4 protein-coding genes are annotated in these 11,741 nt (G+C 72.4%); 3 read left to right on the top strand and 1 reads right to left on the bottom strand.

Features of this window, described 5'->3' with window-relative positions; all coding sequences use genetic code 11:
• Positions 1–4,836 (top strand): AAA domain-containing protein (locus AC08OO_RS12200; protein ID WP_476618520.1); only part of this gene is annotated, 4,836 nt, incomplete at its 5' end.
• Between the two features lie 43 nt (positions 4,837–4,879).
• On the opposite strand, the gene AC08OO_RS12205 is transcribed toward AC08OO_RS12200, so the two are convergent.
• Positions 4,880–6,211, bottom strand: a complete 1,332-nt coding sequence (locus tag AC08OO_RS12205) for an acetamidase/formamidase family protein (protein ID WP_476610542.1) — start codon at positions 6,209–6,211, stop codon at positions 4,880–4,882.
• Between the two features lie 393 nt (positions 6,212–6,604).
• Here AC08OO_RS12205 and AC08OO_RS12210 point away from each other — a divergent pair, with 393 nt between their 5' ends.
• Positions 6,605–7,639, top strand: coding sequence for a thiamine-phosphate kinase (locus AC08OO_RS12210; protein ID WP_476610541.1), 1,035 nt, complete (start codon positions 6,605–6,607; stop codon positions 7,637–7,639).
• A 442-nt stretch (positions 7,640–8,081) separates the two neighbouring features.
• On the top strand, positions 8,082–11,741 hold a 3,660-nt coding region (locus tag AC08OO_RS12215), incomplete at its 3' end, for a multifunctional oxoglutarate decarboxylase/oxoglutarate dehydrogenase thiamine pyrophosphate-binding subunit/dihydrolipoyllysine-residue succinyltransferase subunit (RefSeq protein WP_476618521.1).

An 11,741-nucleotide genomic window follows, 5' to 3' on the forward strand; every position in this document is an offset into this window, starting at 1 on the left:
GCCCCCGCCGCCACCGTCCTGCCCCCACCGCCGCCACCGCCCGCGATCCTCGCCGGCCAGATCGTGCTGCCCGACGCGGCCGGCGCCGATCCCGACCAGCCGCCGGTGTGGAACGGCGCCGCCGCCGAGCAGACCGCCGCCGCGGCGGCCTACCAGGCCTGGTTGCCGCGATGGCAGCTCTGGGCGACACGCGCGCGCGTTGACGCGGAGCGACGCAATCTGCACAACACGCTGCACGCGGTCGCGGCCCGGGTGGCCCAGGAGGGTGACGCGCTGGAACTCGTGCTGGCAACCGGCCTGCTGACCTGGCAGCCACCGGGCGGCCCCACCGTCCGCGAGCACCTGCTGACCACCCGGCTGACCTGCGACATCGACCCGGTCACCTCCGATATCAGGGTGCGGGTCCCGGCGGGGGCCACGACACGCCTCGCCGACGGCCCGCTACTCGACGGCATCGGCGGCTTCCGCCGGGAACGGACGAACGCGCTGCACGAGCGCCTGCGGGGACGACCGTCGGCGCCACTGGGTCCGGACGACATCCGGCTGCTGCGGGACTGGCTGGCGCTGGCGCTCGACGTGCCGACGGACGGCTTCGAACCCGACCTCGCGCCGCCCGCGCCCGACAGCGCGTCACGCCCGCGGGTGACCTTCGCCCCGGCCTTCGTCCTGCGCACCCGTGACCAGGCCGCCCTGCTGACCTACTACGAGCGGATGCTCGACGTCCTGCGGGGTGACGGACCTCCGCCGCTCGGCCTCGTCCAGCTGGTGGAGACCCTCGACGCCGCCGACCGGTTGGCCTGGCTCGAGGCAGAGGGAGCGACGAGCGGCGCCGAACTCGGTGCGGACCCGCTGCTCCCGCTCCCGGCCAGTCCCGAGCAGGCCCGGGTGCTGGAGCGGCTTCGCCACGACAACGGCGTCGTCGTCGAGGGCCCGCCCGGCACCGGCAAGACGCACACGATCGCCAACCTGGTCTGCGCCTTGCTGGCGGAGGGGCAACGGGTTCTGGTCACCAGCCAGAAGTCGCAAGCCCTGCGGGTCCTGCGGGAGAAACTGCCCCCGGACCTGCAGCGGCTGTGCGTGTCGTTGACCGATACCGAGGAGGCGCGCGACGCACCGGTCGACCAGGCCGGGAACGCGGGGGCGGACCTGGACGGCCGGCCCGACGCAGTCTTCGACCCCGCCCCGGCCGGGGCCGAAGACGAAGCGGACGAGCTTGGCGGCATCGGCGTGGGTTCCCCCGAGCTCGCCGCGAGCGTGAGCGCCCTGGCTGCGGAGAAGGCCACCTATCACCCCGAGGCGCTCGACCGGCGGATCGCGCGGGCCGCCACGCGCCGGCAGGAGGCGATCCGCGCCCGCGATGTCCTGGCGGACCGGGCCCGCGCCCTGCGGTTGGCCGAGCACACGGTGCATCCGGACAGCGAGGTGGCCGCAGGCTGGGGCGGGACGCGGGCGAGCATCGCGGCGCGGGTCCGGGCCGAGGCCGACGCGTCGCGGTGGCTGCCGCGGCCCGTGCCCCGGAGTGCCGCCACCGCCACCACGGCGACGGGGTCCGGGTCTGTCAGCCCTGCCCCGGTTCCCCCACCGTTGACCGACGCCGAGGCACTGGAGCTCCACACCCTGCTGCGATCCGGTCAGGTGCGATCCGGTCAGGACGTCGGCACGGACCGGTCCGCCGGCCCGGTGGTCGAGATGAGCCGATTCCTACCCGCCGAACGGTTCGCGGACCTGGTGGCCACCGCCCGCGCGGCCGACGAGGCGGTCCGCCTTGCCCGCGCGGCCGTCCGTCCCGCGACCCGAGGTCTCCTCGACACGCTCGCCGCGGTCGATCCCGCGGTGGTCTCCCTCGATCCGCTACAGCAGGCGGTCGCCGGCCTCTCCCGCGCACTCGAGGAGCTCGACGGGCGCGGGCAGCGGTCGAACAGACGGCACTGGGTTCCGGCGGCCCTCGACGACGCCCTCGCCGGCCGGGACCGGGTCCTCTGGGCGAAGGTGGCCGCGGCCACGCCGATGATCGCCGAGGCGACGCGGCACGTGACCGAGCTCGGTCTGCACGCGGTCGCCCTTCCGACCTCCGCCTCCCCGGACGGCTCCGCCTCGGCAGCCGACGCCGGCTCCCCGGCGGATCCGGGCTTCGACCCCGCCGCCCTGCTCGCCCGGGGGGAGGCGCTGCGCGAGTACCTCGACGCCGGGGGCGAGCTGCGGCGCAGGTTCCGGCCGAAGGTCCAGAAGGAGGCGGACACGCTGCTGACCCGGACGCTGGTGGACGGCGTCGCGCCGACCACCCCGGAGCTGCTCGATCTCGTGCTCGTCCGGCTCCGGGCGGAGGTCGCGGTCGAGGCCGCGACCCGCGGATGGGTCCTGGTCGGGATCGCGCCGCGGCCCACCGATCCCTTCGAGGTACGCCTGTCCCGGCTGGTTGAGGCGCAGGAGGCCGTCACGGAGATCCAGGCGATCGTGGCGGCGCGGAACCGGGTCGTGGCAATCCTGGAGGACATCGTGCCCGGCCGGGCACCGGCGATGGACTCCGCCGAGCGCGTCCGGGATCTCGCGGCCGTCATGGCCGCGCTGCGCCCGATGGCAGCCGCCACCGACGCCGAGCGGGCGCTGGGGGAACTGCGGGAGGGCTACGCCGGGCTTGCCACCGCGGCGGGCACGCCGTCCGAGGTCGCCGAGCTGGCCGGCGCGGTAGCGGCCCGCAATGTGGCCGCGTACACGCGGACCCGGGCCGCGCTCGCCACCACCATGGCTGCCCGGGAGGTGGCGCTGCGCCGGGACGAGCTGCTCGGCCGGCTGCGCGCGGCGCATCCCGACCTCGCCGATCTCCTCGTCTCGACGGCCGGCGCGACCCGGCCCAATGGAGCGGAGATCTGGCCGGCCAGGCTCGCGGCGTTCACGACCGCCTGGTCCTGGGCGGTGGCCGCGAGCTGGCTGACCGCCACGGCCCCCGGCGCCGCCACGGCCCCCGGCGGCCCGGCTGGACCACCCGTCGATCTGGACGCCGAGCTGGACGCGGCGGAGGACATGGTCGCCGCGGCCACCGCGGAGCTGGCCGGCGCCCGCGCGTGGAAACACTGCCTCGAACGGATGGGCGCCGAGCAGTCGGCCGCGCTGCGCGCCTATGCCGACGCGGTGGCGGCCAGCGGCACCTTCGGCGGCCGCCACGCCGAGCGTTTCCGCCAGGCCGCCCGGGAGGCGATGGAGATCGCCCAGACGGCGGTGCCGGCCTGGGTCATGCCGATCCGGGAGGTGCTGTCGACGATCCCGGCGGTGCGCGACAGCTTCGACGTCGTGATCGTCGACGAAGGCAGTCAGGCCGGGCTCGACAGCCTGTTCCTGCTCTGGCTCGCCCCACGGGTGATCGTCGTGGGCGACGACCGGCAGTGCACGCCGCCGGTGGAGGTCACGGACGAGCTCGACCGGGTCTTCGACCGGCTGGAGGCTCTGCTGCCGGAGGTGCCGGCATGGCTACGCGTCGGGTTCACCCCCCGGTCGAGCCTGTTCACGCTGTTGCGAACCCGCTTCGGCGAGGTGATCCGGCTGCGGGAGCACTTCCGGTGCATGCCGGAGATCATCGAGTGGTCGTCGGCCATGTTCTACCGGGACGCGCCGCTGCTTCCCCTGCGCCAGTTTGGTGCCGACCGGCTGCCGCCGCTGGTCGCCCGGTTCGTTCCCCACGGTTTCACCACGGACGCGGGCCTCGGTCCACGCAATCCGGCCGAGGCCGATGCCCTGGTCGCACAGGTGCTCTCCTGCGCCGAGGATCCCCGGTACGCCCGGCTCTCCTTCGGCGTCGTCGTCCCACAGGGCACCGCACAGGCCGCGCTGATCCGCGACCAGCTGGCCGACCGGATGTCCGCCGCCGAGCACCAGCGTCGACGGCTGCGGGTGGGCGTCCCCGCCGACTTCCAGGGTGACGAGCGCGACGTCGTCTTCCTGTCCCTGGTGGTGGCGCCCGACTCGCGCATCACCCCGCTGACCCGGCTGGAGTACCAGCGGCGGTTCAACGTCGCGGCCTCCCGGGCCCGCGACCAGGTCTGGCTGTTCCACTCCGTACCGGTCACCGATCTTGACCCTCGCGATCTGCGGCACAACTATCTGAGCTACGTGCTGTCCACGACGCACCCGGCGGCCGCCGGCCGCGGCGAGGAGCCCCCGGCACTCGCCGAAGTGCCGACCAACCGTCCGCATCCGGCCTTCGGATCCCTGTTCGAACAGCGGGTCTTCCGGGAGATCGCCGGCCGCGGCTACCTGGTCACCCCGCAGGTGGAGATCAACGGTCGGCGGGTCGACCTGGTCGTCTCGGGCGGTCGGGCCCGGCTCGCCGTCGAGTGCGACGGGGACGTCGGCTCCGGTCCGGACGAGATCGCGCACGAGTTCGCCCGGGAGCGCGAGCTGCGCCGGGCTGGCTGGCGGTTCTGGCGGGTCCGCCAGTCCGAGTTCGAACTCGACGCCGACGCCGCGTTGGCCTCGTTGTGGCCGCGGCTGGCGAGAGCCGGCATCGCGCCCGTGAACACCGGGGCGCGAGGACTGCGGGACGAGGCCGCCACCGGCCTCCCCCGTGTCGAACATTCCACCGTCCGGGCGAGCGCCGACGAGGCGCTGCACCGGTGGCGGCCCATCGCCCTGTCCGATCTGGAGGGCCTCGACGACGCACCGCCGGACGCCGATCCGCGCGGTTCGGCCCGTGATTCGATCCCGGTCCTCCGGCGAGGCACGGGCGCGGCCCCGGGCGCCGGTGGGGGCGACCGCTCCCCGCGGGCCGAACGGGTCGGTCAGGCCGGCGGCCCGGTCACCCCGTCCGGTTCGAACGGCGCCGGCAGGACGTCGGGATCGTGATCGTCGTGGGGATGCCTCGGCACCTGCTCCGGCGCCCGGCCGGTCACGGGGTGTCCGGGCCGCCGGCTTCCGCGTCGATCGGGGGTGAGGCACCGGCCGGCTCGGCCCAGTGAATCCGCACCGCGCGACCGATCTTCTCGTCGGCCCGATCCGGCGTCTTCTCCGTGGCGTGTTCCGGATCCGTCGGGTCCTCGGTCTCCGAGTCGCCCACGCCGACGATCCGCACGAGTCCGGATCGCGGCAGTCGTGGCTTCGCGATCGGCAGTTCGGTGAAGTCCGCCCGGCGGATGCGGCAGAACGCGCTCTGGGTGCCGGTGCCGAGCTGGCAGGCCCCGAAGTCGGCCGCGGCGGACAGGTAGGCGAGCGCCTCGGTCCGGTCGAGCCCGACCCGGCTCTGCAGGAAGACCACCGCCGACCGCGCCGCGCGGCGGACGGACTCGGCGAGGTCAACGTCGAGCCCCAGGGTGACCCAGGCCGTGTCGGTCTCGATGAACGGTTCCCGCAGCGCGCCGAGAACCGACCGGGCCGCCGTGTCACGCAGCACGGTCAGCCGCAGCGTCGCCCGTAGCGGGCCATCCAGGGCGGTGGCACCGATCTTCCCGTCCCCGAGGGCGTAATGCGGATCGCCGACGGCGAACAACGCGCCGCTCACCTGGACCGGCAGGAACAGCCGCGCGCCCGCGCCGAGTTCCCGGCAGTCCAGGGCGCCGCCGTGCAGACCGATCGAGGTGGAGGGGACGATCTTGGTGGTAGTGTCCACGCCGACCGCCATGATGCCCAGGAACGGCGCCAACGGAAACCGGGTCCTGCTGCCGTTCACGCTGGTCAGGGCGCCGAACAGGCGGCCCCGCCGGCGCTCCACCGCACAGAAGGTGGTAACGGTGCGGAAGCGTCGCCAATGGCGGGCGTCGGCGTCCGCGTCCGGCGGCCCCCCCTCGGGGAACTCCCCGGCGAGCAGGCCCGCGCCATGGCGGGTCGAGACGATCCCATACCGTGCGCGGGGATGCAGCGAGACCACCTCAACCCGCAGCACGTCCCCCGGTTCCGCGCCCCGGATGAACACCGGTCCGGTGACGATGTGGGGACCGTCCACCCCGAACCGGTGCGGGATACCCGAAGCTGCGATCGCCCGGGCGTCGGCCAGCACCTCCGACGGCGCGACCCCGAAACCGGCGAAGAAGGCGTCGGGATCGCGCCCCTGGTCGCAGAGGATCCCCTCTTGGCTGACCGTGTCGAAGGTGACCGTGGCGCCGGAGTCGATACTGAGAACCGGCCTGGTCAGGGCGTTCGGCAGCTCACCCCATCTGATGGTCTCGGGGGTGGAGGGCAGGTAGTGCCTTCCCTCGATCCTTCCTCGGCCAGGCTGCAGCGCCACCCGACCCTACCTGGACCGATGCCTGGTCAGCGGACCCCCGCTGGGCCGAATCGCCTGGGCGCGCGGCTGACCGACCCCACGGATCACGGCAGGCCGCGGACAACATACACGCGGACAGGTCTGGCTTCGCACGCGCGTCAGATTTCCAGCAGCATATGTCGGGAAGGTGACGCAGACGTTGCGATCACGGTCATTCCGCTGTCTCCGGGTAGGCGGTGCGGCCAGGGCCGCATCCGGCACGCCCCGGCACGCCACCATCCACCCGTCGGTGCCGCCTCCGGCCGGAAGCCCCAGGACCGGTCGGCCGGTCGGTCCGGTCGGTCCGGCGGGCGGCGGGAAACTCCGCCCGAGGATGGAATATCTAGATCATCTAGATATTGGAGGATATGGCGAATGGGAAGTCACGGGAAACCCCCGGCGGGGGCGACGCTGCGCGATCTGGGCGAGTTCGGCTTGATCGAGGCCGTGACGGCGCGTTTCTCCCATGGACGGGACGTGCTGGTCGGCCCCGGGGACGACGCGGCGGTGCTGGCCGCCCCGGACGGTCGGGTGGTCGTCACCACCGACCTGCTGCTCGAAGGACGCCACTTCCGCCGGGACTGGTCGTCCGCGGTGGATGTCGGGCACAAGGCCGCCGCGCAGAACCTCGCCGACGTGGCGTCGATGGGGGCGAGGCCCACCGGCCTGTTCCTCGGCTTCGCCGCACCCGGCGACCTCGCGGTCGACTGGGCCCTGGCGATGGCCGACGGAATGGCCGAGGAATGCGCGCAGGCCGGTGCCTCCGTGTCCGGCGGGGACGTCAGCTCCGCGGATTTGATCATGCTCGGGGTGACCGCGCTCGGTGACCTGCAGGGCCGGCCGCCGGTCCTGCGCTCGGGCGCCCGGCCCGGCGATGCCGTGGTGCTCGCTGGTCGTCTCGGGTGGGCCCAGGCGGGGCTGGCCCTACTCACGGCGGGTTCGGCAGCCGGCGACTCCCGATGGGTCGACGACCCGCGATGGGAGGAGCTGATCGCGGCGCACCGCCGGCCCCGGCCGCCCTACGCGCTCGGGCCGGTGCTCGCCGCCGCGGGCGCGCACGCCATGTGCGACGTCTCGGACGGTCTCGTGGCGGATCTCGGTCACATCGCCGTGGCCTCGGGGGTGTCCATCGATCTCGCGTCGGAAGCCTTCCTGATCGACGAGGCGATGCGGTCGGCCGGGGCTGCCCTTGATGTGGACCCGTTGCGCTGGGTACTCGGCGGCGGCGAGGATCACCCGCTGGTCGCCTGCCTTCCCCCAGGAGTGACCCCGCCGGCCGGGTGCATGGTGATCGGTTCGGTCCTGAGCGGCGCGGGATCGGCCGGCGCGGGGGTGACAGTGGACGGGGAACGCCCCGTAGGCAGCGATGGGTGGGATCACTACGGGCAGTCCGCGACGGACGCATCCTGACCCCGGACACACCAAGGGACAACGACACCAAGAGGGACACCGATACCAAGGGAGAAAGACACCGAGGAGCAGAAACATCGGGAGGCAGACGCCGGCCCGCCAGGTCGCCTCACGGGCGTAGGTCGCTCGAAGCGACATTTATTGGGTCCGGGGGCCATGATGCGGGCCGGCGTCACCGAAGCATAACCGACGGCCCGCCCGGGAGTATCCCCACCGCGCGATGAACGATGGAACGATCTCGCTCTCGCCCTGATTGGCTGTAGCTACCGGACGTTCCCGGCGCCGGTCCGCCCATCCCGGAGAACACGCCGAGCAATCTACTCGTAACCGATCATGGACAGGCCAGGCCGGGATGCCCAGAGCGGGTAGGATAGGCAGACGGTGGCGGAAGGGCCTTATCGGAGGCCGAGAAGCGAGACCGTGGATAGAGGCGAATGGCCCCGTGACAGCACCGACGGTACCTGCGTCAGGACCTGACTTCGGACCCAATGAATGGCTGGTCTTCGAGATCTACCAACAGTTTCTCGAAGATCCGCAGAGCGTGTCACCGGAGTGGCGCGAGTTCCTCTCCGATTACCACCCCGGCGCGCCGCCCGCCGCTGCGGGCGGCGCCGGGCAGGCCGCCACGGCGGCACCTAACGGGGAGGTTTCGCCGGATGGTGAGGTCTTCCACACTACGCCTGTTCCGGTGAAGCCGAGCGCGGCCGCACCGTCCACTCCGGCCGCACCATCTACTCCGGCCGCGCCGTCCACTCCGGCCGCGCCGGTCCCGGCGTCGGCACAGCCCGCCGGGCCCCCGAAGCAGGCGGCACCCGCCGACAGGCAGGCTCCGGAGGCGGCCACGCCGCTGCGCGGCGCCGCCGCCCGCGTGGTCAGCAACATGGAGACCTCGCTGCACATCCCGACGGCGACCTCGGTGCGGGCGGTGCCGGCCAAGCTGCTCGCGGACAACCGCATCGTGATCAACCGGCACCTGGCCCGCTCCAGCGGCGGCAAGGTGTCCTTCACGCACATCATCGGCTACGCGATGGTCAAGGCGCTGGCCGCGCATCCCGTCATGAACGCCTCCTACACGGAGGTGGGCGGCAAGCCGGCCGTCGTCCGGCCGGAGCACATCAACCTGGGCCTCGCCATCGACCTGGTGACCCCGAAGGGCCGCCAGCTCGTCGTCGCCGCCGTCAAGAAGGCCGAGACGCTGGACTTCACCCAGTTCTGGCAGGCCTACGAGGACCTCGTGCGCCGGGCCCGGACGAACAAGCTGACCGCCGACGACTTCACCGGCGTCACCATCAGCCTGACCAACCCCGGCGGCATCGGCACCGTGCACTCGGTGCCCCGCCTGATGGAGGGCCAGGGCACGATCATCGGCGTCGGGGCGATGGAGTACCCGGCCGAGTTCTCCGGCGCGTCGGCGAACACCCTGGCGAAGCTCGCGATCTCCAAGATCATCACGCTGACCAGCACCTACGACCACCGCATCATCCAGGGCGCCCAGTCGGGTGAGTACCTGCGCCGGATGCATCAGCTACTCCTCGGCGAGGACGGCTTCTACGACGAGATCTTCCAGTCGCTGCGGGTGCCCTACGAGCCCGTGCGCTGGGTCGCCGACATGCCGGTCGTACACGAGGGCGACCTCGACCACAACGCCCGGGTGCTGGAACTGATCCACGCCTACCGGGTACGCGGCCACCTCATGGCGGACACGAACCCGCTCGAGTTCGCCATCCGCAGCCATCCCGACCTCGACATCATCAGCCACGGGCTGACCCTGTGGGACCTCGACCGCGAGTTCGCCGTCGGCGGCTTCGCCGGGCACCGGACGATGTCCCTGCGCGACGTCCTGGGGGTCCTGCGCGACTCGTACTGCCGTCGGGTCGGCATCGAGTACATGCACATCCAGGAACCGGATGAGCGTGCCTGGATCCAGGCCCGGGTCGAGCGGGCCGCGGAGCGGCCGGACCCGGCCGAGCAGCTGCACGTGCTGGAGCGGCTCGGGGCCGCGGAGGCGTTCGAATCGTTCCTGCAGACCAAGTACGTCGGCCAGCGCCGGTTCTCCCTCGAGGGCGCCGAGTCGACGATCCCCGCCCTCGACGAGGTTCTCTCGCGCGCCGCCGGCGCGGGGATGGACGAGGTCGTCATCGGCATGGCCCATCGCGGCCGGCTGAACGTGCTCGCCAACATCGTCGGCAAGTCCTACCGGCAGATCTTCGCCGAGTTCGAGGGCTACCTCGACCCGCAGACGGCGCACGGCTCCGGCGACGTCAAGTACCACCTCGGCGCCGAGGGCGTCTACACCGGCCAGGACGGCCGCACGGTACCGGTTTCGGTGGTCGCGAACCCGTCGCACCTCGAGGCGGTCGACCCGGTCACCGAGGGCGTCGTCCGCGCCAAGCAGGACATTCTGGACAAGGGCTCGGCGGGTTTCACCGTTCTGCCGGTACTCGTCCACGGCGATGCCGCGTTCGCCGGGCAGGGGGTCGTCGCCGAGACCCTCAACCTGTCCCAGCTGCGCGGATACCGCACCGGTGGCACCGTACACCTGGTCATCAACAACCAGGTCGGATTCACCACCTCGCCGGACTCCGGCCGGTCGTCGGTGTACGCCACCGACGTCGCCCGGATGGTCCAGGCACCGATCTTCCACGTGAACGGGGACGACCCGGAGGCGTGTGTCCGGGTTGCGGCGCTGGCGTTCGAGTACCGCCAGGCGTTCCACAAGGACGTCGTCATCGATCTGGTCTGCTACCGGCGGCGCGGGCACAATGAGATGGACGAGCCCTCGTTCACCCAGCCGTTGATGTACGACACCATCGCCAGCAAGCGTTCGGTGCGCAAGCTCTACACCGAGGCGCTGATCGGCCGCGGGGACATCACCCGCGAGGAGGCCGAGCAAGCGATGAAGAGCTACCGCGCGGAGCTCGAGAAGGCCTTCGCGCAGACCCGGGACACCACCCCGGCGAGCTCGTCGCCGCAGCCACGCATCATCACCACCCCGGAGGAGGCCGCCGCGGCGGCCGCGGTCAGCACCGCCGTGTCCGACGAGGCCGTGAAGAAGGTCATCGAGACCCAGGTCAACCTGCCGGAGGGCTTCACCGTCCATCCACGGCTGCGTCCCCAGGTCGAGCGGCGGGCCCAGATGGTGGAGACCGGCTTGATCGACTGGGCGCTGGCGGAGACCCTGGCCTTCGGAACGCTCCTGCTCGACGGCCGCTCGGTGCGGCTGACCGGTCAGGACAGCCGGCGGGGCACCTTCGGCCAGCGGCACGCCGTGCTGGTCGACCGGCACAGCGCCGCGGACCACACCCCGCTGCGGACCCTGCGCCACGGCCTCGACGGCACCATCGTGAACGACGGTGTCGGCACCTTCTACGTCTACGACTCGCTGTTGAGTGAGTTCGCTGCGATGGGCTTCGAGTACGGCTACGCGGTCGCCCGGCCGGACATGCTGGTGCTCTGGGAGGCGCAGTTCGGCGACTTCGCCAACGGCGCCCAGTCGATCATTGACGAGTTCATCACCGCCGGTGAGGCCAAGTGGGGCCAGCGGTCGGCGGTCACCCTGCTGCTGCCGCACGGCTACGAGGGTCAGGGTCCCGACCACTCCTCCGCCCGCATCGAGCGCTTCTTGTCGCTGTGCGCGGACAACAACATGACGGTCTCCGCACCCTCGTCCCCCGCCAGCTACTTCCACCTGCTGCGCCGGCAGGCCCTCTCGCCGGTCCGGCGTCCGCTGGTGGTCTTCACCCCCAAGTCGATGCTGCGGCTGAAGGCCGCAACGTCCACCGTGGCCGAGCTGACCGGCGGCGGCTGGCAGCCGGTGATCGACGATGGGTCCGTCACGGACCCGTCGGCCGTGCGCCGGATACTGCTCACGGCGGGCAAGGTCTACTACGATCTCGCAGCCGCCCGGGGGAAGCAGGACGACGCCGAGCGATTCGCCCTGTTGCGCGTCGAACAGCTCTACCCGACCCCCGGGCCGGAGCTCGCGCAGGTCCTGGAGCGTTACCCGAACGTGACGGACATCGTCTGGCTCCAGGAGGAGCCGGCGAACCAGGGCGCCTACCCGCACATGGCCCTCAACCTGACCGAGTTCCTGCCCGGCGGC

It is taken from the genome of Frankia sp. CeCAU1 (assembly GCF_977971845.1).

Excerpts from the sequence above, each read along its gene's own strand:
- AC08OO_RS12210 (WP_476610541.1), top strand. The coding sequence starts at position 6,605 with ATGGGAAGTCACGGGAAACCCCCGGCGGGGGCGACGCTGCGCGATCTG.